The organism is Campylobacter sp. IFREMER_LSEM_CL2101, assembly GCF_025771825.1.
In the GTDB taxonomy this organism is placed as follows: domain Bacteria; phylum Campylobacterota; class Campylobacteria; order Campylobacterales; family Campylobacteraceae; genus Campylobacter_D; species Campylobacter_D lari_C.
Genome location: NZ_JAKMQZ010000006.1, coordinates 54,671 through 80,031, shown reverse-complemented (window position 1 = coordinate 80,031; position 25,361 = coordinate 54,671). Strand labels below are relative to the sequence as shown.

General features: G+C 31.1%; 29 protein-coding genes. 24 read left to right on the top strand and 5 right to left on the bottom strand.

The genetic code is table 11. The features are described from left to right. Positions 1 to 2 precede the first annotated feature (2 nt). The 13 genes from rpmE (at position 3) to purF (ending at position 10,121) form a co-directional block, all read left to right on the top strand. The gene (gene rpmE / locus L8V88_RS05195) at positions 3 to 203 is read left to right on the top strand and encodes a 50S ribosomal protein L31 (protein ID WP_012662118.1); all 201 of its coding nucleotides are present in this window, start codon (positions 3 to 5) and stop codon (positions 201 to 203) included. Continuing rightward, positions 203 to 1,021: a 16S rRNA (cytidine(1402)-2'-O)-methyltransferase gene (gene rsmI / locus L8V88_RS05190; protein WP_263727143.1), complete on the top strand. Its 819-nt coding sequence runs from the start codon at positions 203 to 205 to the stop codon at positions 1,019 to 1,021. The genes rpmE and rsmI overlap by 1 nt, the downstream gene beginning before the upstream one ends. A 19-nt stretch (positions 1,022 to 1,040) precedes the next feature. Beyond that, positions 1,041 to 1,721: a 23S rRNA (guanosine(2251)-2'-O)-methyltransferase RlmB gene (gene rlmB / locus L8V88_RS05185; protein ID WP_263727142.1), complete on the top strand. Its 681-nt coding sequence runs from the start codon at positions 1,041 to 1,043 to the stop codon at positions 1,719 to 1,721. Then, positions 1,714 to 2,589: a hypothetical protein gene (locus tag L8V88_RS05180; protein ID WP_263727141.1), complete on the top strand. Its 876-nt coding sequence runs from the start codon at positions 1,714 to 1,716 to the stop codon at positions 2,587 to 2,589. Before rlmB ends, L8V88_RS05180 begins: the two co-directional genes overlap by 8 nt. Further along, positions 2,583 to 3,389: a hypothetical protein gene (locus tag L8V88_RS05175; RefSeq protein WP_263677350.1), complete on the top strand. Its 807-nt coding sequence runs from the start codon at positions 2,583 to 2,585 to the stop codon at positions 3,387 to 3,389. The genes L8V88_RS05180 and L8V88_RS05175 overlap by 7 nt, the downstream gene beginning before the upstream one ends. A gap of 11 nt (positions 3,390 to 3,400) precedes the next feature. Continuing rightward, a complete protein-coding gene (locus L8V88_RS05170) occupies positions 3,401 to 4,603 on the top strand; it encodes an LL-diaminopimelate aminotransferase (protein ID WP_263724282.1) in 1,203 nt (400 codons plus the stop codon). Position 4,604: 1 nt separating this feature from the next. After that, positions 4,605 to 5,858: a homoserine dehydrogenase gene (locus tag L8V88_RS05165; RefSeq protein WP_263724283.1), complete on the top strand. Its 1,254-nt coding sequence runs from the start codon at positions 4,605 to 4,607 to the stop codon at positions 5,856 to 5,858. Then, on the top strand, positions 5,858 to 6,196 hold the full coding sequence (locus tag L8V88_RS05160) for a YraN family protein (RefSeq protein ID WP_263674956.1): 339 nt from the start codon (positions 5,858 to 5,860) through the stop codon (positions 6,194 to 6,196). The genes L8V88_RS05165 and L8V88_RS05160 overlap by 1 nt, the downstream gene beginning before the upstream one ends. 50 nt (positions 6,197 to 6,246) lie before the next feature. Further along, a complete protein-coding gene (gene trxA / locus L8V88_RS05155; RefSeq protein ID WP_039619298.1) occupies positions 6,247 to 6,561 on the top strand; it encodes a thioredoxin in 315 nt (104 codons plus the stop codon). Positions 6,562 to 6,678: 117 nt separating this feature from the next. Next, a complete protein-coding gene (gene trxB, locus L8V88_RS05150) occupies positions 6,679 to 7,617 on the top strand; it encodes a thioredoxin-disulfide reductase (RefSeq protein WP_039619296.1) in 939 nt (312 codons plus the stop codon). Positions 7,618 to 7,680: 63 nt separating this feature from the next. Further along, a complete protein-coding gene (locus L8V88_RS05145; RefSeq protein WP_263674958.1) occupies positions 7,681 to 7,980 on the top strand; it encodes a PepSY-like domain-containing protein in 300 nt (99 codons plus the stop codon). Between the two features lie 71 nt (positions 7,981 to 8,051). Next, positions 8,052 to 8,780, top strand: coding sequence for a 4-hydroxy-tetrahydrodipicolinate reductase (gene dapB / locus L8V88_RS05140; RefSeq protein WP_263727140.1), 729 nt, complete (start codon positions 8,052 to 8,054; stop codon positions 8,778 to 8,780). After that, positions 8,781 to 10,121, top strand: coding sequence for an amidophosphoribosyltransferase (gene purF, locus L8V88_RS05135; protein ID WP_263727139.1), 1,341 nt, complete (start codon positions 8,781 to 8,783; stop codon positions 10,119 to 10,121). It abuts the gene before it with no gap. 3 nt (positions 10,122 to 10,124) lie between these two features. Here purF and L8V88_RS05130 read toward each other — a convergent pair whose 3' ends face one another. Genes L8V88_RS05130 through ilvE form a run of 4 tightly spaced genes read right to left on the bottom strand, consistent with a single transcriptional unit; the run spans position 10,125 to position 13,205 of the window. After that, positions 10,125 to 10,655, bottom strand: a complete 531-nt coding sequence (locus L8V88_RS05130) for a DUF2393 domain-containing protein (protein WP_263674961.1) — start codon at positions 10,653 to 10,655, stop codon at positions 10,125 to 10,127. Beyond that, positions 10,656 to 11,192 carry a DUF2393 domain-containing protein gene (locus tag L8V88_RS05125; protein ID WP_263727138.1) on the bottom strand — a complete coding sequence of 179 codons (537 nt, stop codon included), beginning with the start codon at positions 11,190 to 11,192 and terminating at the stop codon, positions 10,656 to 10,658. It abuts the gene before it with no gap. Between the two features lie 15 nt (positions 11,193 to 11,207). Continuing rightward, a complete protein-coding gene (locus L8V88_RS05120) occupies positions 11,208 to 12,278 on the bottom strand; it encodes a prohibitin family protein (RefSeq protein ID WP_039619283.1) in 1,071 nt (356 codons plus the stop codon). 12 nt (positions 12,279 to 12,290) lie between these two features. Next, positions 12,291 to 13,205: a branched-chain-amino-acid transaminase gene (gene ilvE, locus L8V88_RS05115; RefSeq protein ID WP_263727137.1), complete on the bottom strand. Its 915-nt coding sequence runs from the start codon at positions 13,203 to 13,205 to the stop codon at positions 12,291 to 12,293. Positions 13,206 to 13,302: 97 nt separating this feature from the next. Here ilvE and L8V88_RS05110 point away from each other — a divergent pair, with 97 nt between their 5' ends. The 11 genes from L8V88_RS05110 to L8V88_RS05060 all read left to right on the top strand — a co-directional run bounded on the left by L8V88_RS05110 (position 13,303) and on the right by L8V88_RS05060 (position 24,167). Further along, positions 13,303 to 13,509 carry a tautomerase family protein gene (locus L8V88_RS05110; RefSeq protein ID WP_039619281.1) on the top strand — a complete coding sequence of 69 codons (207 nt, stop codon included), beginning with the start codon at positions 13,303 to 13,305 and terminating at the stop codon, positions 13,507 to 13,509. Continuing rightward, positions 13,506 to 13,967, top strand: a complete 462-nt coding sequence (bcp, locus tag L8V88_RS05105; protein ID WP_263727136.1) for a thioredoxin-dependent thiol peroxidase — start codon at positions 13,506 to 13,508, stop codon at positions 13,965 to 13,967. Before L8V88_RS05110 ends, bcp begins: the two co-directional genes overlap by 4 nt. Further along, positions 13,961 to 15,034, top strand: a complete 1,074-nt coding sequence (locus tag L8V88_RS05100; protein ID WP_263727135.1) for an epoxyqueuosine reductase QueH — start codon at positions 13,961 to 13,963, stop codon at positions 15,032 to 15,034. The genes bcp and L8V88_RS05100 overlap by 7 nt, the downstream gene beginning before the upstream one ends. 68 nt (positions 15,035 to 15,102) lie before the next feature. Then, positions 15,103 to 15,543, top strand: a complete 441-nt coding sequence (gene fabZ, locus L8V88_RS05095) for a 3-hydroxyacyl-ACP dehydratase FabZ (RefSeq protein ID WP_039619275.1) — start codon at positions 15,103 to 15,105, stop codon at positions 15,541 to 15,543. Further along, complete coding sequence (gene lpxA, locus L8V88_RS05090; RefSeq protein WP_087685677.1) at positions 15,543 to 16,334, top strand: acyl-ACP--UDP-N-acetylglucosamine O-acyltransferase; 792 nt, start codon at positions 15,543 to 15,545, stop codon at positions 16,332 to 16,334. The genes fabZ and lpxA overlap by 1 nt, the downstream gene beginning before the upstream one ends. Beyond that, complete coding sequence (gene clpX / locus L8V88_RS05085) at positions 16,327 to 17,556, top strand: ATP-dependent Clp protease ATP-binding subunit ClpX (protein ID WP_039619273.1); 1,230 nt, start codon at positions 16,327 to 16,329, stop codon at positions 17,554 to 17,556. Before lpxA ends, clpX begins: the two co-directional genes overlap by 8 nt. 2 nt (positions 17,557 to 17,558) lie before the next feature. Then, positions 17,559 to 18,596 (top strand): rod shape-determining protein, encoded by a 1,038-nt coding sequence (locus tag L8V88_RS05080; protein ID WP_012662095.1) that lies wholly within the window; start codon positions 17,559 to 17,561, stop codon positions 18,594 to 18,596. After that, positions 18,586 to 19,329, top strand: coding sequence for a rod shape-determining protein MreC (mreC, locus tag L8V88_RS05075; protein ID WP_263727134.1), 744 nt, complete (start codon positions 18,586 to 18,588; stop codon positions 19,327 to 19,329). Before L8V88_RS05080 ends, mreC begins: the two co-directional genes overlap by 11 nt. Before the next feature lie 86 nt (positions 19,330 to 19,415). Next, on the top strand, positions 19,416 to 20,387 hold the full coding sequence (locus L8V88_RS05070) for a catalase (RefSeq protein ID WP_263727133.1): 972 nt from the start codon (positions 19,416 to 19,418) through the stop codon (positions 20,385 to 20,387). Between the two features lie 97 nt (positions 20,388 to 20,484). Then, the gene (gene carB / locus L8V88_RS05065; RefSeq protein ID WP_214125215.1) at positions 20,485 to 23,748 is read left to right on the top strand and encodes a carbamoyl-phosphate synthase large subunit; all 3,264 of its coding nucleotides are present in this window, start codon (positions 20,485 to 20,487) and stop codon (positions 23,746 to 23,748) included. Next, a complete protein-coding gene (locus L8V88_RS05060; RefSeq protein ID WP_257928366.1) occupies positions 23,745 to 24,167 on the top strand; it encodes a Sua5 YciO YrdC YwlC family protein in 423 nt (140 codons plus the stop codon). Before carB ends, L8V88_RS05060 begins: the two co-directional genes overlap by 4 nt. Here the strand turns inward: L8V88_RS05060 and L8V88_RS05055 are convergent, their stop codons facing one another. Then, on the bottom strand, positions 24,168 to 25,202 hold the full coding sequence (locus L8V88_RS05055) for an isoaspartyl peptidase/L-asparaginase family protein (protein ID WP_263727132.1): 1,035 nt from the start codon (positions 25,200 to 25,202) through the stop codon (positions 24,168 to 24,170). Positions 25,203 to 25,361: the final 159 nt, after the last annotated feature.

The following is a 25,361-nucleotide window of genomic DNA, read 5'->3' as shown; positions in this document are numbered from 1 at the left end:
CAATGAAAAAAGAAATTCACCCAGAATATGTAGAATGCAAAGTTAGTTGTGCTTGTGGAAATTCTTTTACTACTAAGTCAAATAAACCAGAAATTAAAGTTGATATTTGCTCAAGTTGTCATCCGTTTTTTACAGGTAGTGAAAAAATCGTAGATGCTGCGGGTCGTGTAGAGAAATTTAAGAAAAAATACGCAATGCAATAATGTTATATTTTATTCCTACACCCATAGGAAATTTAAACGATATTTCTTTTCATTCTTTAGAAATTTTACAAAAATGCAAACTCTTTTTATGTGAAGATACGAGAGTTTGCAAATCTTTAGTCCATCTTCTTAATGAAAAATTTAATTTAGAAATAAAACCTGATAAATATCTAGCCTTGCATACTCATAATGAAAAAGATTTTTTAGCAAAAATAGATAGTGATTTTTTTGAACAAGATATTGTATATTTAAGTGATGCGGGTATGCCAGGTATTAGCGATCCGGGGCAATTTTTAATTGAATATGCCATTAAAAATAATATTGATTATGAAGTCTTAGCAGGGTCAAATGCTGCTTTGCTTGCATTAGTTTCAAGCGCATTTTGTAAAAAAGAATTTATTTTTATGGGTTTTTTGGCTAATAAAAATCCTCAAAGACAAAAAGATATTGAAAATTTAATGCTTAATCCTTATCCTAGTATAGTTTATGAAGCACCCACTAGAATACTTAATTTAGTAGAAGAAATTAGTAAAATTGATCCTTTAAGAGAAATTTTTATCATAAAAGAAGCAACAAAGAAATTTGAAACTAAATTTAGAGTAGGAGCCTTAGAGGTTTTAGAAAAATTAAAAACAATGGATTTGCGCGGTGAATGGTGTGTAGTCGTAAGTGCTAAAGAAAAGCAATTTCATCAAAATACCTTGTGTGAGCAAGATATTTATGAACTTGATTTGCCTTTAAAAACAAAGGCAAAACTTCTTTCAAAAATCAATGCAAAATCTCCAAAAGAAAATTATCAAAAACTGCTTTTAAGTTGAATTTGGTTATTATTTAAAAATGATAGTTTATGGTAAGCAAGTGTTTTTTTATATCTTAGAAAAGCACAAAGAAAAAATTAAAGAAATTTATTTAGCAAAAGAATGTGAAAAAGCTGATTTTTCAAAAATAGCAAAAGCTTCAAAAAAAATTAAAAAGCTTGATTTTAAAACCGCACAAAGCTTAGCAAGAGGTGGAAATCATCAAGGTTTTTTAATGGAAATCGATGAGTTTGAATTTAGCTCTTTTGAAAGTTTAAAAGAAAAAGATTTTATAGTTATTTTATATAATATTAGCGATGTTGGAAATATCGGAGCTATCGTGCGTAGTGCTTATGCTTTGGGTGCTGATGGGGTTATTTTGGTAGCTAAAAGTGTAGCTATGGATGGAGTAATCCGTGCAAGTAGTGGGGCGGCTTTAGATATGAAAATAGTTTTAAATGATGATATTTTAAGCATGATAAATGAATTAAAACAAAAAGGTTTTTATATCTATGCTAGTGCAAGCGGAGGTAGTGATATACATGCTATCAAGGCCAAAGATAAAAAAGTTTTGATTATGGGAAGTGAAGGTTTTGGCATAGCGCCAAAGGTGCTTAAAAAATGCGATGAGTGCGTAGGTATAAAAATGCATAATGATTTTGATAGTTTAAATGTAAGTGCAGCATTTGCAATACTTTGCGATAGGATGAAAAATGGATAGTTGGAAAAAATTAGAAGATTTAAATTTATTAGAAGTTCAAAAAAGAACACAAATAGAAATAGCTTGTCTTGAATATATCATTAAAAAAGATTTTAAGTCTTTATCTCGCTTTAATGTAAATGGTTTTATTAAAATTTTACAAAGAGAGTATGAGCTTGATTTTTCTAATTTTTTAGAAGAATATCATGCTTATTTAGAGGAAAATGGTATTGAGAAAAAAAATCATGTGCATATTTCACCTAGAATGAACTCATATACCAAAGAAAGTTCGAGTGTATGGTATATTGTGATTATAGTAGTAGTGCTTTTGATAGTGGCTTTAGCTTGGGGTGTTTCAAGATTTTTCCAAAGTTCTACACTAGATGAGAATACTACTAACGTATTAAATCAAGAGCAGGTTGTTTTAGAAGAAAAAGTTGATGAAAACGAAACTCCGGTTGTTAATTTTTTTGCTGATGATGTTATAGAAAATAATGAAACAAATACAACTATTTTAGAGCCAATAGATGAGAGTAATAATACTATAGAAGAAACATTAGAGGATAATGCTAGTTTAAATATGCCTGAAGAAAATATGGTTTTGCTTAAAGAAAGTATTATAAAACCAAGTGCAGAGCTTTGGCTTGGTATGGTGGATTTAAAAACTTTTAGAAAAAGTTCTTTAACTATTAAAAACGATTATGTTTTATCTTTAGATAAAGATATGCTTATTACCACAGGTCATGCTGCTTTTAGTTTGAATGATGAAAATAACAATACTTTAGAGTTTAAAAATGGTGTGTCTAAGTTTTTAATGATTAAAGATGGTAAAATTAAACAAATTACAAAAGCTGAGTTTATAAAAGAAAATAGAGGAAAATTATGGTAAGAATTTTAATATTTTCCATTTTTTTTACTCTTAATGCTTTTGCACTAAGTGCTTTAGAAGTTGCTAAGCATATTGTTAATGATAATTCTAAAGATGCAAAATTAGAGCTTTTATTTGCAAGAAATGATTATAAAGATGAGCGTGGAAATGTAGATATTTACACTATTTCTCAAATTTTAAAAACAAATTCTTTGGCAAATTTTATATTAAATGAGCCAAAAACTTTAACTTTTAGTTTTAAAGCCCAAGCTGATTCTGTTTTATTTTTTAAAACGATTAATGATACTTTAAACGAGCTAGGCTATGTGTATTTTATACCAACTGAGTTAATTTTAAGAGAAAATTATATTACTTATAAATTAGCTGTAGATTCTCAATACATGCTTGATCCGGGAGTTTTTTATAAGGCTTTATTAGGTAGTTCTGTTTTTATTAAAGATATTTCTAAAATTTCAGAGCTAAATTATGAATATGAGCTAGATTTTTCAAAAGCAAAACCTAAAGTTAATACTCAAATTCCGCTAAATACTATTACTCAATTAAATAAACCTTTAAGAGAATATATTATTGACTTGCAAGGTGCAAAAAGTATGGAGCTTAGTGCACACAATCTTGATTCTTGGTTTTGTAAAATTCAGTTTTTAGATAAAAATTTAAATTTTATTCAAGGTGTAGAAAATACACACAAGCAAAATGAAGTAAATGTAAATATACCATTGGGTGCAAAATATGCTATTATAGGGGATATGTTTAGCCTTGATAATATAAAAAGGGGTTTAAAAATTTACTTAAGACGCTAAAAGGATGGACAATGTTTGAAGAAATTCATTTTAATACCATAGAAAGACTTCCAAATTATGTTTTTGCTGAAGTTAATGCGATTAAAATGGCAGCAAGAAGAGCAGGGGAGGATATAATAGATTTTTCTATGGGAAATCCTGATGGCAAAACTCCTCAACATATCATAGACAAGCTTTGTGAAAGTGCAAATAAAGACAAAACTTCTGGTTATTCTGCTTCTAGTGGAATTTATAAACTAAGACTTGCAATTTGTAATTGGTATAAAAGAAAATACGATGTTGATTTAGATCCTGAAAGTGAAGTAGTTGCAACGATGGGCTCTAAAGAAGGCTTTGTAAATTTAGCAAGAGCTGTTATTAACCCAGGAGATGTAGCTATTGTACCTACACCTGCTTATCCTATACATACTCAAGCTTTTATCATAGCAGGTGGTAATGTAGCAACTATGAATTTTGATTTTAATGAAAATTATGAATTAAACGAAAATACTTTTTTTGAAAATTTACAAAAAACATTACATGAAAGTATTCCGCGTCCAAAATATGTAGTAGTAAATTTTCCACATAATCCTACAACAGTTACAGTGGAAAAAAGTTTTTATGAGAGATTAGTTGCTATGGCAAAAAAAGAAAGATTTTATATTATTTCTGATATTGCCTATGCGGACTTAACTTTCGGTTCTTATAAAACTCCTTCTATTTTTGAAGTTGAAGGTGCTAAAGATGTAGCAGTGGAAACTTATACACTTTCAAAGTCTTACAACATGGCAGGTTGGCGTGTGGGTTTTGTGGTGGGCAATAAACGCTTAATTGCTGCTTTGAAAAAGATAAAATCTTGGTTTGATTATGGTATGTATACTCCTATACAAGTTGCTGCTACTATAGCTTTAGATGGAGATCAAACTTGTGTTGAAGAGATTAAAGCAACTTACGCAAGAAGATTAGAAGTCTTGCTTGATTCGTTTTTTCAAGCAGGATGGGAGCTAAAAAAACCTAATGCAAGTATGTTTGTTTGGGCTAAACTCCCTCAAAGTAAGGCTCATCTTGGTAGTATGGAATTTTCTAAACAGCTTTTGCAAAAAGCAAATGTAGCAGTAAGCCCTGGAGTTGGCTTTGGTGAAGCGGGCAATGAGTATGTTAGAATAGCTTTAATAGAAAATGAAAACCGTATTCGTCAAGCAGCAAGAAATATAAAAAAATATTTAAGAGAATAAAATGAAAATAGCAATTTTAGGCTATGGCACGGTAGGAAGTGCCGTTGTAGAAACTTTGTTAAAAAATCAAGATTTAATCAAAGCAAGATGTGATGAAGAAATTATTCCAGTGGTTGCTTTAGCAAGAAATCCAAAACCAAATGCATTAATTCCTGTGGTTAATGATATTGATGAAGTTTTAGAGCGTGAAGATATTGATGTATTTGTGGAGTTAATGGGTGGTATTGATTTGCCTTTTGAGATAATTTCAAAGATTTTAAAAAGAAAAAAATCAGTAGTAACTGCTAATAAAGCTTTGCTTGCTTATCATCGTTATGAGCTTGAAAAATTAGCACAAGATACGGCTTTTGGTTATGAAGCAAGTGTGGCAGGTGGAATTCCTATTATTAAAATTTTAAAAGAGGGCTTGAGTGCTAATAATATTGTTTCTATTAAAGGCATTTTAAATGGCACAAGCAATTATATTTTAAGTAAAATGACTGAAGATAATGCTAAATTTCAAGAAGTATTAAAAAAAGCTCAAGATTTAGGATATGCCGAAGCTGATCCTACTTTTGATATAGAAGGATTTGATGCTGCACATAAGCTTTTAATTTTAGCAAATATTGCCTATGGATTAAGAGTAAAACCTGAAGATATCTTGATTGAGGGTGTTAGTAAGGTAAGCGATGAAGATATTTATTTTGCAAAGGAATTTGAATACACCATAAAGCATTTGGGTATTGCTAAAATAAAAGATGAAAAAATAGAACTAAGGGTTCATCCTGCTATGCTTAGTAAAGATAAAATACTAGCAAAGGTTGATGGAGTGATGAATGCTATTAGTGTTGATGGAGATATTTTGGGTGAAAGTTTATATTATGGCCCAGGAGCAGGTGGCAAGGCAACTGCAAGTGCTGTTATAGCTGATTTAATCGATATAGCAAGAAAAGAAAAAAATAGTGCTATTTTTGGGTATTTAAATGATACTTCTTATAAGCTTTTAAATAAAGATGAAATTTATACAAGATATTATTTAAGATTAAAAGTATTAGATAAAATAGGGGTATTATCAAAAATCACACAATTAATGAGCGAACATCAAATTTCAATCGATACTTTCTTGCAAAAGCCAAAAAAAGAAAAGCAAGATTATAGTACTTTATTTTTTATCACTCATCAAACTTATGAAAAAAATATACAAATTTTAATTCAAAAACTTAGAGAACAAGAATTTGTAAAAGATGATGTTTTTATGATGAGAATAGAAGATTAATGGCTTTATCGCAGTATCTTTTTGGTAAAAAAGGAGAGGATTTAGCATGCGAGTATTTAAAAACTCAAGGTTTTGAAATTTTAAAAAGGAATTTTCATTCTAAATTTGGAGAAATTGATATCATTGCTAAAAAAGATAAAATTTTACATTTTGTTGAGGTTAAAAGTACGCAAGGTGATTATGAAGTAGCATATAGATTAGATAATAAAAAATACAATAAAATCATCAAAGCTATAGAGTATTACTTTATGAAACACAAAAGTGATGAGAATTACCAAATAGATTTACTTTGTGTATATAAAGATGATATAAAACTTTTAGAGAACATTGGTTATTAAGAGAATGTTTATTCTATTTTAATAGAATTTGAAAAAATAAAGGAGAAAAAATGGGAAAATATATTGATTTAACTACAGAAAATTTTGCACAAGCAAAAGAAGGTGTAGCTTTAGTAGATTTTTGGGCTCCATGGTGTGGACCTTGTAGAATGTTAGCTCCAGTTATTGATGAGCTTGCAAATGATTTTGATGGTAAGGCTAAAATTTGTAAAGTAAATACAGATGAGCAAGGCGATTTAGCTGCACAATTTGGTGTAAGATCTATTCCAACTATCATTTTCTTTAAAGATGGTGAAGTGGTAGATCAACTAGTTGGTGCTCAATCAAAACAAGCTTTAGCAGACAAACTAAACTCACTTTTATAATCTTAAGCCACTTTTTGTGGCTTTTCTTCATATTTTTTACTATTTAATAATTTTTATTATTTATAATTAAAGAAAAATTTGTATAATACCTATAAATAAAACTACAAGGAAAATATTATGTTAGATTTAGCTATTATAGGTGGTGGACCCGCAGGTTTAAGCGCTGGCTTATATGCTACAAGAGGTGGATTAAAAAACGTTGTAATGTTTGAAAAAGGTATGCCTGGTGGGCAGATTACTTCAAGTTCAGAAATTGAAAATTACCCTGGTGTTGCTCAAGTTTTAGATGGAATTTCTTTTATGGCTCCTTGGAATGAACAATGTATGCGTTTTGGTTTAAAACATGAAATGGTAGGTGTTGAGCAAATTAGCAAAAATGCTGATGGAAGTTTTAATATAAAATTAGAAGGTGGTAAAAACGAGCAAGCAAAAGCTGTAATTGTATGCACAGGCTCTACACCGCGTCGTGCTGGTTTTAAAGGTGAAGATGAGTTTTTTGGTAAAGGCGTAAGTACTTGTGCAACTTGTGATGGATTTTTTTATAAAAATAAAGAAGTAGCTGTTTTAGGTGGGGGAGATACTGCTTTAGAAGAGGCATTGTATCTAGCTAATATTTGCTCAAAAGTATATTTAATCCACAGAAGAGATGAGTTTAGAGCAGCGCCTTCAACAGTAGAAAAAGTAAAAAATAATGAAAAAATAGAATTAATCACAAATGCAGTGGTTGATGAGGTTTGTGGCGATAATATGGGTGTTAATAAAATTAAAATAGCATTTAATGACGGTTCGAAAAGAGAGCTTGATGTACCTGGAATATTTACCTTTGTTGGATTAAATGTAAGAAATGAAATCTTAAAACAAGATAATGGTGAGTTTTTATGTGCTATGGAAGAAGGTGGTCAAGTTAGTGTGGATCTTAAAATGCAAACTAATATAGCAGGGTTGTTTGCAGCAGGTGATTTAAGAAAAGATGCACCAAAACAAGTAATATGTGCAGCAGGTGATGGAGCGGTTGCAGCACTTAGTGCTTTAGCTTATATTGAAAGTTTGCATTAATCTTCACATAAATTTCACAAAAACTAATTAAGATTCTCCTGTAAAAATTAAGGAGAATCTAAAATGAAAAAAATACTAATTCTAAGCACAACTTTGGTACTAATGGCTAGTGCAAATATTACACAGCAAAATACTAATTCATATCAACAAAATATGCCTCATATGCCTCAGCATAATCCTTATACTCAAAATTATTACGGACTTTCTAAACCTATTATGGATAAAATTCAAAGTTCTTTTCCTGGAGCTTTTATTGTGGATGTAGACTGGGAAGAATTTGGATATGAAATTAAACTAAGTAATAATATGGAAATGTTTTTTGATAGAAATGGAAATTTTTTAGGGCAAAAATGGGATGATTAATTAAAAGCGTTATTTGCTTTTAAATAAATAAACGCTACAATTTTCCAAATTCTAAAAAGGCAGATTTTAAAATGATTAATATTGGAATTCATGGAAGTAATGGGCGTATGGGTACTCAAATAAGACTTTGCCTAGAAGATGATGAGCAGGCAAAGGCTAGTACGTTTTTTGATCAAGGATCAAATTATGAAGATTTTTTTAATAAATGTGATGTGATTATTGATTTTTCTACTCCAAAGGGTTGTGAGGATTTGCTTTTATACGCAAGAAGTAATCCCAAGCCTTTGGTGATAGGTACTACAGGTTTAGATGCTAAGCAAGATGAATTAATGCAAAGTGCAAGTATTACTATGCCTATTCTTTATGCAACTAATATGTCTTTGGGTGTGGCGATTTTAAAAAAACTTTCTTATTTAGCTAGTGAGGCTTTGAGAGATTTTGATATAGAAATACTTGAAATGCACCATAATAAGAAAAAAGATGCCCCAAGTGGTACTGCGATGACTTTAGCACAAAATGTTGCTAAGGCTAGAAATTTAGACTTAGAAAAGGTCAGAGTAAGCGGTAGAGATGGGATTATTGGGCAAAGAAGCAAAGATGAAATCGCAGTGATGAGTTTAAGAGGTGGTGATATAGTGGGTTCACATAGAGTTGGTTTTTACAATGAAGGTGAATTTATAGAATTAAATCATACGGCTACTTCAAGAGCTACTTTTGCAAAAGGTGCGATAAAATGTGCAAAATGGCTAGTTTCTCAAGAAAATGGCTTATACGATATAGATGATTGTTTAGGAATTTAAATGTGTGCAGTAGTTGGAGTAATTAATTCAAAAAATGCAAGTACGGTGGCTTATTATGCTTTGTTTGCAATGCAGCACCGTGGACAAGAAGCAAGTGGGATTAGCGTAAGCGATGGTTTAAATATAAAAACTCATAAAGCTAAAGGCGAAGTAGGACAAATTTTTAATACACAAATTCTAGCAGGATTAAAAGGCGAGATAGCTATAGGACATAATCGTTATTCTACTGCAGGAAATTCTTCTTTGCATGATGCCCAACCTGTTGCAGCTACTTGTTCTTTGGGAGATATTTCTTTGGTGCATAATGGAAATTTGATTAATAAAGAAGAAGTTAGAAAAGAGCTAATTGATAATGGTGCTATTTTTCACTCAAATATGGATACAGAAAATGTGGTACATTTAATAGCAAAAAGTAAAAAAGAAACTTTAAAAGATAGATTTATAGAAAGTTTAACTCAAAGCAAGGGAGCGTATTGTTTTATGCTTGCTAGCAAAAATCAACTTTTTGTAGTAAGAGATCCTTATGGGGTTAGACCTTTATCTTTGGGTAGATTAAAAGATGGTGGATATATTGTAGCAAGTGAAACTTGTGCTTTTGATTTGATAGAGGCTGAATTTATCCGCGATGTAAAACCCGGTGAAATGCTAGTTTTTACTCAAGGTAGTGATGAGTTTGAAAGTATTCAAGTTTTTGATAAGATAGATCCAAGAATTTGTGCATTTGAATATATTTATTTTGCTAGACCTGATAGTATTATAGAAGGTAAAAGTGTATATGAAGTGCGTAAAAAAATGGGCGAAGCCTTGGCTAAAAAATTTAAAGAAAAAGTAGATTTTGTAGTGCCAGTTCCAGATAGTGGTGTGAGTGCTGCTATAGGTTTTGCACAGTATTTAAAAATTCCACTTGAAATGGCAATAGTGAGAAATCATTATGTTGGAAGAACTTTTATAGAACCAACTCAAGAAATGAGAAATTTAAAAGTAAAATTAAAACTCAATCCTATGAAAAAAGTTTTAGAAGGCAAAGATATAGTGGTGATTGATGATAGTGTGGTAAGAGGAACAACTTCTAAAAAAATCATCGCGCTTTTAAAACAAGCAGGTGCAAGAAAAATCCATTTGGCTATAGCATGCCCAGAAATTAAATTCCCTGACATTTATGGTATAGATACGCCTACTTTTGAAGAGCTAATCTCAGCTAATAAAAGTATTGAAGAGGTTAGAGAATATACAGGTGCAGATAGCTTGACTTTTTTGGATATTAATGAATTAGTTTCAAGTATAGGCGATGAAAGAAAATATTCTTTGATTAGTTTTGATGGGGATTATTTTATTAAATAATCCCTATTTGCATTTTAATTGTTTAAATATTTTATAGCTTTGAAAATGAGGTGGCAATCCCACTTCAAATGAAAAATCTTTATAAGTATGCCCTGGCAGGTTTTTTGCGATATTTATATTATATGATGCATCTCTTTGTTGTTGGCTTGCTCTTTTGATACTATCAAAATTTTGTTGATTAAAAATTTCACCACTAACTTCATGTTTTTTATTATCATCAATTATTCTAAGCTCTAAAAAGCATTCTGAAAGTTTAAAATTAGTATCGTTGGTAATTCTGCCTTTTATAATAATGCTTTCTGTTGCCAAACGTCTATAGGTTGAAAAATTACTCAAACTTGCTTTTTTGGTGTATTGATCTATAGTTAATAGTAATGATATGGTTAAAATCAAGGCAAGTATAAAACTTACTATACAAAAAATAATCATATATTTTTTATTTTGAACTTTTAAGTAAAGTAAAACCCAAGTTAAACCCGTAGAAGCTAGCATAATGAAAATGATTAGAATATGAAAAAAAGTAAAATATCCCATTTAAAAACACTTTGAATGAATTTCGATGTCAAATTTTTGACCTTCTTTAAAATCGGAAAATTTGGTTTTTAAATTAATAGTTTGTTGTGGATTTATTGTTTTTTCTATAATGGTAGATTTGCTTCTTAGAGGTTTTATAGTGTGTAATAAATTTTTAAAAGTGCTATTATCATCACTTTTCTTAAAGACTTCTACTTTTAATTTACAATATTTAAAACTTTTTTTAGAAGTGTTTGTTAAGCTATAATCAACGCTGAGTGAGCTGTCATATACAAAAAATTGAGCATTATCTAAACTAGCTATTCTTGATCTAACTTTAGTGTCAATTAAAAAATATCCCAAATACGCAATACTAGCTGAACATAAAATTCCTAAAAAAATAACTGTAAAAGCAAAAGCAGGTTTATTTCTAATAATTAAAGCAATAAATAAAGTGATAATGAAAAAAAATATAACCAAAGCCATTAGTAAAAAATCAATCAAGTGCAAATGAGTAGTATAAAAAATCATTTGCTCTCGAATGTGCTGGGCGTTCATTATCACTCTTTAATTTTAGTTTGCTACCGAGCTTGTTCTTTTGCTATCTTTACTATCAACCCAAATATTTGGCACAGCTCCACCAGGTGTTAAGAAAATTTTGGCATCTTTGTTAACCTTAAGTGCTTCGTTAAACTGTTTTTGAGTTTCAATTTGTTTTAAATCAAGCAAAGGATTATTTAAACTTTTTGCTATTTCTCTATTTGAATATGCTTGCGCATCAGCTTCTATTTTAACTGCACTTGCTCTACCTTTAGCGCTAATGATGGTTGCATTTGCTTCCCCTTCAGCTAAAGCTGCTTTTTTAAGTGCTTCTTGGTTAGCTCTTTCTACTTCATATTTAGTTCTTTCAGCTTCTTGTTTAGCAATTTGTACTCTTTCAATTTGCTCTTTTACTTTTATAGGCAAGATAATCTCTCTAAGTTGAACTGCTTGAAGCTCAGCAGGCTCATTTGGTTGGCTTTCTATAGTTTTTCTAATGCCTTGATCAATTTGCACTGCTATGGTGTTACGATTGGTTGGAAGCTCTTCTGCAGTATATTGACCTACCACATTTCTTACTACATCTCTTACAACCGGATCAATAATTTTATTTTCCCAATTAAGTCCCCATGTTGCTATAGTTTGAGGAACTTGTAAAGGATTTAATCTATATTGAACGGTTACATCAATAGACACAGGCAAACCTCTTGAATCAAGCACAGAGATACTATTTTTATTTACAACTCCTGAGCCTATTTGTAAATTTTCATTTACACCTTCAATAGAAGCATAATTAATTTGTCTTACTCTAGTATCTACTATAGTGATTTTTTGTAATACTGGCATAAAAAAATGAAGTCCTGGTTCAAGCGGAGTAGGGCTGTATTTACCTGTGGTAGACTTGATCCCCATTTCCCCTGAATTAACTATTGCAAAAGGCTTAAAAAGCGCAAAAACTAAAATAATTGCAATCGCACTATAAATTAATGGAGAAAATTTTCCAAAACCTTTGAAGTTAAATTCAGGAGCTTTGAAATTTAAATTTTGCTTATTGTTGTTTTGATTGTTTTTTTTGTTAAAATAATCATTCAAATCAGCTGGCATTTAGTTCCTTTGTTAAATATAAGTTAGCATAGAAGCGTATTTTTCATTGCGTCCATAAACTATATCAAAATACGCATTTTGGAGCTTTGTTGTTAGCTCACCTCTTTTTCCATTTCCTATAATTCTTGCGTCAATATTATTTATCGGAGTTATTTCTGCTGCAGTTCCTGTGAAAAATGCTTCATCAGCCACATAAACTTCATCTCTTGAAATTCTTTGGCGCACTACGCTTATACCCAAATCATGTGCAATTTTTAAAACAGTATCTTGAGTGATACTTTTTAATGAAAAATCATTTGGAGGGGTGATTAATTTCCCGTCTTTAACCATAAAAAAGCACTCACCTGTTCCTTCTGCTACAAAACCTTCTTCATCAAGCATTAAAGCTTCTTCATATCCTGCTTCTATAGCTTCATATTTAGCCATTTGAGAATTTAAATAATTTGCACTTGCTTTGGCTTTACCTAGGCTAGATTTTACGCTATTTCTAGCAAAAGAAGAAATTTTAACCTTAATACCTTTTTCTAAGCCTTCTTCGCCCAAATAAGCACCCCATTCCCAAGCAGCAATAGCTACTCTAACAGGAGCTTTAGCATGATAAACTCCCATAGTTCCATCACCTAAAAAGATCAATGGGCGCAAATAAGTGTTATTTTGAAAATCATTTACTCTTAAAAGTTCAACTTGCGCATTTTCAAGTTCTTCTTGAGAAAAAGGTGAGTTGATTAAAGTGATTTTTGCAGACTCTAAAAGTCTTTTGGTATGTTCTTTTAATCTAAAAATTGCTAAACCATTTTGTGTTTTATAAGCTCTTGTTCCTTCAAAAACTGCATTTGCATAATGTAATGAATGTGTTAAAACATGAATTTTTGCATCATCAAAATCAATGATTTTTCCATCCATCCAAATTTTTTTTGCCCTAATCATGAGTAAGCCTTTATTGAAAATAAAACTAATTTTATCAAAAATATACTAATAATTGCTAGAATATAGTAAAATTCTTTATTTGAAGCAAGGAAAAACAATGCCTATTATTAATATCAAACTTGCTAAACCAGAATTTAGCAAAGCACAAAAAGAAGAGTTAATAGCAGATATTACAGAACTTTTACATACAAAATATAATAAACCAAAGCAAAATATAGTCATAATGCTAGAAGATATTGAGCCATATAATATTGCTTTTGGTGGTGAAAGTGTAGAAAAATTAAGATTGAAAGGTAAAAAATGAAAGAATTACAAATTGGTGATAAAGCCCCGGTTTTTGAACTTTTAAATCAAGATGAAGTTAAAATTTCTCTAAGTGATTTTTTGGGTAAAAAAATTATTTTGTATTTTTATCCAAAAGATAATACCCCAGGTTGTACTACACAAGCTTGTGAATTTAGTCAAAGTTATGATGATTTTTTAGGAAAAAATGCTGTGATTATAGGTATTAGTCCAGATAGTGTGAAATCACATGAAAATTTCATAAAAAAATATGATTTAAAGCACACTTTATTAAGTGATAGTGAAAAAGAAATTTGCAAACTTTATGGCGCTTGGGGTTTAAAGAAAAATTATGGAAAAGAGTATGAAGGGCTTATAAGATCTACTTTTGTAATTAATGAGGAAGGAAATATTGTAAAAATTTATAAAAATGTAAAAGCAAAAGATCATGCTTTTAAGGTGTTAAAAGAATTATGTTAGTTCATATTTGTTGTAGCGTGGATAGTCATTATTTTATACAAGAATTAAGCAAAACCTATCCTGATGAGAAAATCATCGGGTATTTTTATGATCCAAACATTCATCCATATAGTGAGCATGAACTTAGATTTTTAGATGTTGAACGCAGTTGTGATAAACTAGGTATTAAACTTTATAAAGGTGAATATGAGTATGAAAAATGGCTTGAGAGTGTAAAGGGCTATGAAGATGAGCCTGAAAAAGGTGCAAGATGCCAAATTTGTTTTGATTTTAGAATGCATAAAAGTGTTGAATTTGCCCAAAAAATAGGAGAAAAAAAACTCACAACAACTCTTTTAACATCTCCTAAAAAAGATTTAGAGCAACTAAAATTAGCATTACAAAAAGAATGTGATAAATTTGGCATAGAGTTTTTAGCACCTGATTTTAGAAAAAATGGAGGCACGCAAAGACAATTTGCCCTAGCAAAGCAAGATATGCTTTATCATCAAAATTATTGCGGATGTATTTATGCACTTTCTAAACAAAAAGGCCAAAAAGCTTTTATAGATGAGCTTATGAGTCCTATTAATAAACAAATATTGCCTTCAAGTATAGAAGAAAAAATAAATTTTTATAATCAAGTAAAAAATTTAGAAAAAAAGGGCGTTAAATTTGAAATTCAAAGAGAGAAATTTTTAAATTACCGCTTGTTAAGAGCTTTGATAAAACAAAATAAACAAGCTATAAAAACTCATGTTTTATTTTACTCACATTTTAAAAATTCTTACACTAAATTTAGTATTTTAGATGAGGGTTTAAAGCATTATAAAAGTGCAAAGGATGAGATTAATTTATGGAGTTTTGATTATTTTAATAGCTTATGTAAAATGCGATTTAAAAATTACGAAGATTTTTTACAAAATCCTTTAAAAATAGAGCAAGAAGTTAAAATAAGGCAAAAACATTTTGGTGCTTATGATCTTTCACCGGTAATTATTGTTGAAAATATTATTAAAGGTGCTTATGAATTTATGGCAAAAAGTGAAATTTATTTTGATAGTAAAGAAAAGATTGTGAAGTTATAAAACTTAATTAATTTATTAATATTTTTTTTGTAAAATCTGAATTTTGAATATATTTTAAGGCTAAATTTATGATAGATGTAATGCAAATTCAAAAAATTTTACCACATAGGTATCCGTTTTTACTTGTAGATAAAATCGTAGAATTAAAAAACAAAGAAGTTGTTAGAGGTTATAAAAATATTAGTATAAGCGATCATGTTTTTATGGGACATTTTCCAGATCATCCAATTTACCCGGGTGTGTTAATTTTAGAAGGTATGGCACAAACTGGAGGGGTTTTAGCATTTGAAAGTATGGATGATAAAGTAGATCCAAGCACCAAGGTAGTATATTTTACGGGTATTGATAATGCAAAATTTAGAAATCCAGTGCGTCCTGGTGATAGACTTGATTATGAAATGAGTGTAGTGAAAAATCGTGGAAATATGTGGATTTTTCAAGGAAAAGCTTTTGTAGATGGACAATTAGTTGCAGAAGCTGAACTTAAAGCTATGATAGTAGATAAATGATGAGTAAAATTCATCCAAGTGCAGTTATAGAAGATGGAGCTATCATAGCAGATGATGTTGTAGTAGAAGCTTATGCTTATGTTGGTAAAAATGCTAACATAGGCGCAAATACCATCATTAAACAAGGTGCAAGAATTTTACCTAATGTAACTATAGGTGAGAATTCGAAAGTGTTTTCTTATGCCATAGTTGGAGATATCCCGCAAGATATATCTTATAAAGATGAGATAAATTCAGGTGTTATTATAGGAAAGAATGCGGTTATTAGAGAATTTGTTACTATTAATTCAGGTACAGCCAAAGGCGATGGCTTTACAAGGATAGGCGATAATGCTTTTATCATGGCTTATTCTCATATTGCGCATGATTGTACTTTAGGAGATCACATCATCTTAGCAAATAATGCTACTTTAGCAGGCCATGTAGAACTTGGAGATTATACCGTAGTAGGTGGGCTTACTCCAATACATCAATTTGTAAAAGTAGGAGAAGGGTGTATGATAGCAGGCGCTAGCGCGCTTTCTCAAGATGTGGTGCCATTTTGCTTGGCTGAAGGAAATCGCGCAAGCATTAGAAGTTTGAATTTAGTAGGCATTAGAAGGCGTTTTGATAAAGAAGAAGTGGATGTTTTAAGCAAAGCTTTTAAATTTTTATTCAGACAAGGAAATTTAAAAGATAATGCTTTGAATTTATTAGAAAGTACTTCTAGTGAAAATGTTAAAAAAATGTGTAATTTTATCTTAGAAACAAAAAGAGGAATTCCTATATATAAGGAAAAAAACCATGGTTAAAAGATGTAGTTTTTGTAACGAAATAGAAACAAGCGAAAGAAGAATTTTAGTAAATGATTATAATAATGCCTTTATATGTGAGTATTGTGCTGAAAGTGCTTGCAATATTTTCTTTGGAGAGGAAAAAGAGCTAAAAAATAAAGAAGTTGATAAAGAAAATTTTAAAGACATAACCCCTAAAGAATTAAAAGCATATTTAGATAAATATGTCATCGGACAAGATAGAGCTAAAAAAATCTTTAGCGTAGGTGTGTATAATCACTACAAAAGACTTTTTAGATCTGACTTAGAAGATGATGATACAGAATTAGCAAAATCAAATATTTTATTAGTAGGTCCAACAGGAAGTGGAAAAACTTTGTTAGCACAGACTTTAGCTAGATTTTTAGATGTGCCTATTGCAATTTGTGATGCAACTTCTTTAACTGAAGCAGGTTATGTGGGAGAAGATGTTGAAAATATTCTTACTCGTCTTTTGCAAGCTGCTGATGGAGATGTGCAAAGAGCTCAAAAAGGGATTATATTTATTGATGAGATAGACAAAATCGCAAGAATGGGTGAAAATCGTTCTATTACAAGAGATGTGAGTGGTGAGGGTGTGCAACAAGCTTTACTTAAAATCATTGAAGGATCTTTAGTAAATATTCCGCCAAAAGGTGGTAGAAAACACCCAAATCAAGATTTTATACAAATAGATACGACTAATATTTTATTTGTGTGTGGTGGGGCTTTTGATGGTATTAGTGATATCATTAAAAGAAAACTAGGCGATAATGTCATGGGCTTTTTTACTGATGATAAAAAAGATGAAAAAGAAGCCTTGCTTCAAAGATTAGAGCCTGATGATTTGGTGCATTTTGGGCTTATCCCTGAACTTATAGGAAGATTGCATGTGCTTGCTTCTTTAGAAGAGCTTGATGAAGAAAGCATGGTGCGTATTTTAACTGAGCCAAAAAATGCCATTATTAAACAATATCAAAAACTTTTTGCTATTGATAATGTGGAATTAAAATTTGAAGATGAAGCACTAAGAGAGATTGCTAAGCTTTCATTAGAGCGTAAAACAGGTGCTAGGGGTTTAAGAAGTATTATTGAAGAGATGATGGTAGATTTGATGTTTGATTTGCCAGAGTATAATGGATATAGCATAGTAATTACTAAAGAAGTGATCAAAGAAGGTGCAAAACCTTTATTTATAAAAAATAAAAAAGTTAAAGGCTGAGAATGATTTTAGATCAAATAATTGGATTTTTTTCAAGTGATATGGGGATTGACTTAGGTACTGCAAATACTTTAGTTTTGGTAAAAGATAAAGGTATAGTGATTGATGAACCTTCGGTTGTTGCAGTAGAGCGTGAAAGATATGGTAGGGTTAAAATTTTAGCTGTTGGAAAAGAAGCCAAGGAAATGGTAGGAAAAACCCCAGGTAATATCGAAGCAATTCGTCCTATGAAAGATGGTGTGATTGCTGATTTTGATATGACTGAAAAAATGATCCGTTATTTTATAGAAAAAACTCATAGAAGAAAATCTTTTTTAAGACCTAGAATTATCATTTCAGTACCTTATGGTTTAACTCAAGTTGAAAGAAAAGCAGTTAGAGAAAGTGCTTTAAGTGCAGGTGCTAGAGAGGTATTTTTGATAGAAGAACCTATGGCAGCAGCTATTGGTGCAAATTTACCTATTAGAGAGCCTCAAGGGAGCTTGGTGGTAGATATTGGTGGTGGTACAACTGAGATTGGCGTTACTTCTTTGGGTGGGCTTGTGATATCCAAATCAATTCGCACAGCCGGCGATAAACTTGATACTAGTATAGTAAATTATGTAAAAGAAAAATATAATCTTGTCATAGGTGAAAGAACTGGCGAGGAAATTAAAATCGCTATTGGTTCAGCAGTTCAGCTTCCAAAAGAACTTTCTATGGTAGTTAAAGGGCGTGATCAAGTAACAGGCTTGTTAAATAGAATCGAACTAACAAGTGAAGATGTAAGAGAAGCTATGCGCGAACATTTAAAAGAAATCGCTGATGCTTTAAAAATCGTTCTTGAAATGATGCCACCTGATCTTGCAGCTGATATTGTTGAAAATGGTGTTGTTTTAACAGGAGGCGGAGCTTTAATACGCGGGCTTGATAAATATTTATCTGAAATTGTAAAACTTCCGGTATATGTAGCTGATGAGCCGCTTTTAGCAGTTGCAAAAGGTACAGGTAAAGCTTTAGAAGAAATTTCATTATTACACCAGCTAACGAATGAAGAGTAAAATTCTTAGCGTTTTAATATTATCTTTTTTAGTATTTATTTCGTTTTATTATGGAGATGTAATAAAACGAAATGTTTTAGATTTAAATATTGCTATTGTTAATCAATTTTCTCAAAGTATTGATCTTTTAAAAAATAAATTCAACGAACATTTTAACCAAGCTGAAGAAATTAGAATTTTAAGAGAAAGAAATGCCGAGCTTGAGAAAAACAATATCTACATGAAAAACTTTGCTAATGAGCTAAATAATATTTTAAGCGATAAAAACTCAAGTTTTTATTATCCTAATGTGAGTTTGGTTAAAGCAACTTCTTATGCGCAAATTAGTGATTATCATAAGGTTTGGCTTGATGTTGATTATAAAGGAAAAATCAAAGGTTTGATTTATAATGGCTATACAGCAGGCATAGTCATAGAAAAAAATGGTAGAGCTTTGGGGCTTTTGCAAGGTGATGAAGAATGTATTTTTTCTGTTTATATAGGTAAAGAACAAGCGCCAGGCATAGCTCATGGAAGAAATGATTATGTTTTAGTTAAATATATCCCTAAATGGCTTGAGCTTAAAATGGGTGATAAGGTTTATACAAGTGGCTTAGATGAGATTTTCTTTTCGGGAATTCCAGTGGGAGAAATTTTTAAAATAGAAGAAGAGGGTGCTTATCAAAATGCTTATGTTAAACCTTATGCTAAGATGAAAGTACCAAGCTATTTTTATATGGTAGAAAATTTATAGTAAAAAATTATTTATTTTAACTAATATAAATTATTATTTAGAATTAAATATTACAATAGCTTCTAAGTTTAAAACTAGGAGCTTTAATGAAAAAATATATCAGCAGTTGTTTGGCTATTTGTTGTTTAAGTAGTGCTATTTATGCAAATGAAGTAGAATATGATGCACAAAAAATAGCAGATATTTTTTATCAACTTAACGCAGATCCTAAAAATCCAAAAGCAAAAGTTAATCATGCAAAGGGTTTTTGTGCTATGGGAACTTTTGAGCCAGCTTTGTCTATCAATAAAGAAGTTGATGTGCCTTTGTTAACACAAAAAAGCTTACCAATCCAAGTAAGATATTCTTTGGGTGGTGCTTTTAAAGATGATAAAAGCAAAACAAGGGGTATGGCTATTAGAATTACTGATCCTAAAGATTCTGCCTCTTGGACTATGGTTATGCTAAATACAGAAATAAATTTTGCAAAAAATCCTAAAGAGTTTGGTCAGTTTTTTGAAATGAGACTTCCTGTAAATGGTAAAGTCGATCAAGAAAAAATAAGCAAGATGATGAAAGAGGTTGATTCTTATAGAAATTTTGCTGCATATACGGATAAAATTGGTATCAGTAAAAGCGTAGCAAATACTCCATTTTTTAGTATTCATACTTTTTATTTTAAACAAGCAAACGGAGAAAACTATTTACCAGCAAGATGGAAATTAGTTCCAAGTGAAGGTGTGGCGTATTTAAATGAGGCACAAATGAAAAGTGCAAGTAGTGATTTTTTAAAAGAAGATTTTCAAAATCGTGTAAAGGCTAATAAGCCAGTTGAGTATAAAATGTATTTAGTATATGCAAATAAAAATGATATTACCAATGATACAACGGCTTTGTGGAGTGGTAAACACAAAGAAAGTTTAGTTGGGACTTTTAAAGTTAATGCTTTGAGCAAGGAAGATTGTAATTTTGATGTGTATTTTCCTTCAGATGTACCTCAAGGGGTTAATTCACCACAAGATCCTTTATTTGATGTAAGAAATGAAGCTTATGCTATAACTTTTGGTAAGCGTCAATAAAATTTAGCTCTTTAAGAGCTAAATTCTTTATTAATTTCAACTTCTAAAAAACTTATATTTGTTATAATTTGGCTAAAAATTCAGCTTAGGAAAATACATGCCAAAAAGAACAGATATAAAAAATATATTATTAATAGGCAGTGGGCCTATCGTTATAGGTCAAGCTTGTGAGTTTGATTACTCAGGAACTCAAGCAGCAAAAACCTTAAAAGAGTTAGGTTATAGGGTAGTTTTGATCAATTCTAATCCAGCTACGATTATGACAGATCCTGAATTTGCTGATGCAACTTATATAGAACCAATTACCAAAGAAAGTATTCTAAGTATTATCAAAAAAGAAAAAATCGATGCGATTTTACCTACTATGGGTGGCCAAGTTGCTTTAAATGTTGCTATGGAAGTTTATGAAAGTGGCGAGCTTGCAGATGTAAAATTTTTAGGTGCAAATCCTGAGGCGATAAAAAAAGGTGAAGATAGGCAAGTTTTTAAAGAATGTATGAAAAAAATTGGCATGGATTTACCAAAATCTATGTATGCGTATAATTATGAAGAAGCTTTAAAAGCTGTTGATGAGATTGGTTTTCCTTTGATGATTAGAGCTTCTTTTACCTTAGGTGGTGCAGGAAGTGGCGTGGTATATAATATGGATGAGTTTGCAGAACTTGCAAATACTGCTTTAGCACTAAGTCCTATCCATGAAATTTTAATCGAAGAAAGTTTACTTGGTTGGAAAGAATACGAAATGGAAGTCATTAGAGATAAAAATGATAATTGTATTATCGTTTGCTCTATTGAAAATGTGGATCCTATGGGGGTTCATACGGGCGATTCTATCACTATAGCTCCTGCTTTAACTTTGACTGATAAAGAATATCAAGCAATGCGTAATGCCTCTTTTGCTATTTTAAGAGAAATCGGAGTAGATACAGGCGGATCAAATGTGCAATTTGCTATCAATCCAACTAATGGTAGAATGATAGTTATTGAAATGAATCCTAGGGTTTCAAGATCTTCAGCCTTAGCTAGTAAAGCAACGGGTTATCCTATAGCTAAGGTAGCTACGCTTTTAGCAGTTGGATTTAGTTTAGATGAGATTAAAAACGATATCACAGGAACCCCTGCTTCATTTGAGCCGGTAATTGATTATATCGTAACTAAAATTCCTCGTTTTACTTTTGAAAAATTTCCAAATGCAAGCACAGAGCTAGGTACTGCTATGAAAAGCGTGGGTGAGGTTATGGCTATAGGGAGAACTTTTAAAGAAAGCATTCAAAAAGCACTTTGCTCACTTGAGAGAAATTTAAGCGGGTTTGATACTATAGAATGTGATAAAAATGAGCTTTTGGCAAAAATTCGCCAAGCTAATGAAAAACGCTTGCTTTATATAGCACAAGCTTTTAGAGAAGGTTTTAGCACACAAGAGCTTTTTGAGCTTTGCAAAATAGATCCTTGGTTTTTAAATCAAATCAAAGAAATAGTGGAATTTGAAAACCAAATAGATATGGATATTTTAAGCAATAAACAACTATTAAGAAAAGCTAAAACCTTAGGTTTTTCAGATAAAAAAATCGCTAGCTTGATTAATCAAAAAGATAATCTTGAGCTAAGCCAAAATGATATTTATTATGCAAGAATTAAACATAAAATCATCGCTCAATATAGCGAAGTAGATACTTGCGCAGGCGAATTTGAAGCATTAACTCCGTATTTATACTCAAGTATTAATGCAAATGAAGCTACACAAGTAAAAGAAAGTAAAGATAAAAAAGATAAAAAAGTGATGATTATAGGTGGTGGGCCAAACCGCATAGGACAAGGCATTGAGTTTGATTATGCTTGTGTGCATGCTTCTTTTGCTCTAAAAGATATGGGCGTAAAAACTATAATGTATAATTGTAATCCAGAAACGGTTTCAACAGATTATGATACAAGTGATATTTTATACTTTGAGCCGATTGATTTTGAGCATTTAAGAGCGGTTATTGATAGAGAAAGACCAGATGGAGTGATAGTGCATTTTGGTGGGCAAACTCCGCTTAAATTTGCAAAACGTCTTAGTGCTTTTGGAGCAAAGATCATAGGAACAAGTGCAAGGGTGATAGATTTAGCTGAAGATAGAAAGAAATTTGCTAAATTTATCGAAGATTTAGGCATAAATCAACCTAAAAATGGCACAGCTATAAGCGTTGAAGAAGCGATTATAAAAGCAAATGAGATAGGTTATCCTGTGCTTGTTAGACCAAGCTATGTTTTGGGTGGTCGTGCAATGCGTGTGGTGCATGATGAGAGTGAGCTTAGACTTTATATGCAAGAAGCAGTAGATGTGAGTGATAAATCTCCGGTATTAATCGATCAATTCTTAGACAATGCAACCGAACTTGATGTAGATGCAATAAGTGATGGAAAAGAAGTTTATGTAGCAGGTATTATGGAGCATATTGAAGAAGCAGGAATTCACTCAGGCGATAGTGCTTGCTCTTTACCTGCTGTAAATATTGATGAAGCTATGCTTGAAATGATTGAGCAAAAAACAAAAGATATTGCTTTAAATTTAGGTGTAGTAGGGCTTTTAAATATACAATTTGCTATCCATGATAATAAACTTTATATGATAGAAGTAAATCCAAGAGCTAGTAGAACTGTGCCTTTTGTAAGTAAGGCTACAGGAATTCCTTTAGCTAAGGTTGCAACGCGCGTGATGTGGCAAGGAAATTTAAGAGAAAGCTTGAAATTTTATGATACCTTTAAAGTGGTAGAGGAAAAAAATGGAATTTTAAGAGCTAAAAAACCAAAACATATTAGTGTAAAATCAGTGGTATTTCCTTTTGCTAAACTTAGTGGAAGTGACCTTGAGCTTGGGCCTGAAATGCGCTCAACCGGTGAGGTTATGGGAGTAAGTAAAGACTTTGAAAACTCTTACGCAAAAAGCCAACTTGCTTCTTCAAATTTCTTACCAGAAAGTGGCAATGTATTTTTATCATTAAGAGAACAAGATAAAAAATATGCAGTAGATTTAGCTAATGAATACATTAAGCTAGGATTTAAAATCATTGCCACAAGTGGTACTTATAAAATTTTACAAGAAGCAGGTTTGGAGTGTGAGTTTGTGCATAAAATTTCTGAAGGGCGCCCAAATGTAGAGGATAAGTTAAAAAATTCTCAAATTCAACTTGCTATTAATACAAGCGATGAGCATAGTTTTAAAGGTGATACTAAAAAAATTAGAGCAAATATTTTACGCTTTAAAACCCCATATTTTACCAACCTAAGAGCAGCGTATGCAGGTGCCAAAGCGATTAAAGCTATACAAAATAAATCATGTCTTGAAGTAAAGAGCTTACAAGAATACTTAAAAGCATGATTTATCTTGCTCAAACTGATACAACAGCAGGGTTTTTAAGCAAGGACTTAAAAGCCCTTAATACTTTAAAAAAAAGGCCTTTAAGCCAAGATTGTTTGATTACCACAGCTAAATTTAGCGAGCTTAAAAAACTTACAAGAATACCATGTCATTTTAAAAATACTATTAGAAAATCCAAAAAAACTACTTTTTTATATCCTAATTCTAAAGCAATACGCGTTGTGAAAGATTGTGCTCATGAGAATTTTTTAAAAGAGTTTGATTGGCTTTATTCTACTTCTGCAAATCTTCATGGAAAAAAATTTGATCTAAATTGGGCTATGCAAAATGCAGATAAAATAGTAGATGAAAAGTTTTTTGAAAGTGGAGCCTCAAAGATCTTTAAACTTCGAGGCGTTAAAAAAGTTAAGTTACGCTAATTATTTCTCAAGTGGCCAAAATACTTTTGGTTCTTCGCCGATTTTTGCTTGTCCATGATACATTCCAAGTTTATCTTTAGTCCAAGCATAGCCAACTTTTCCGTTTTTATCTATTGAGATGATTCCACCTGTGCCACCAAGTTTAGCTACTTGTTTGATAGTTTTTTCAGCTGCTTTTTGTACTGAAAGTTTTTTATATTTGTATAAAGACGCAACTTCATGAGCTGCAGCTACTCTTATGTAAATATCGCCTGTTCCTGTACAAGAAATCGCTACTGAGTCATTATTTGCGTAATTTCCTGCTCCTATGATAGGAGAATCCCCGATGCGTCCTGTCATTTTATTTGTAGTGCCACCTGTGCTTGTACCTGCTGCAAGATTGCCATTTTTATCTAAAGCTATTGCACCTACTGTGCCTAAATATGGCTCAGTACTTACACCAAGATGAGCTTTTGCTTTATCACTATCTAGCAATACTTCTTTGCTTTTTTTAGCTTCTTGAAGTTGTTTATATCTGTGTTCTGTAAAAAAATATTTTTGGCCTACTATTTCTAAACCATGTTTTTTGGCTAATTTATCTGCACCCTCGCCCGCTATTAAAGTGTGGGGTGTTTTTTCCATAACAAGTCTTGCTGCTTCTATAGGATTTTTAATCGTCCTAGCCATAGCAACTGCACCTGCTTTTAAATTTTTTCCATCCATTAATGATGCATCAAGTTCGTTAAATCCATCAGAAGTAAAAACAGCGCCTTTTCCAGCATTAAATTCAGGACTATCTTCCATTACTTTAATGGCAGCTATAACCGCATCAACCGAGCTTCCACCTTTTTCAAGTATGCTTTGACCTGCTTTTAAGGATTCTTTCATTACTTTTTCTCTTTTAGCAAATTCGTCCTTAGTAAGCCCTAAGCCACTTGTGCCACCGTGTATAACGATAATTGGCTCAAAATCTTTTGCAAAAGCATTATTGCTTGTTAAAAATGCTAAACTAGCTAATACTAATAAAGCCTTTTTACTACCTGCTAAAAATTTCATATATTCTCCTTTTTTGTAAGCTGAAAATTTTATAATAATAAAAATTAAATATAAATTAATATTAGAGAAATATTTAAAAATATTTATAAAATACAATAGCTTTTTTATTAAAATTATTTTTTGCTTAAATTTTTATTTTGTAAATTTAGTTATAATTTG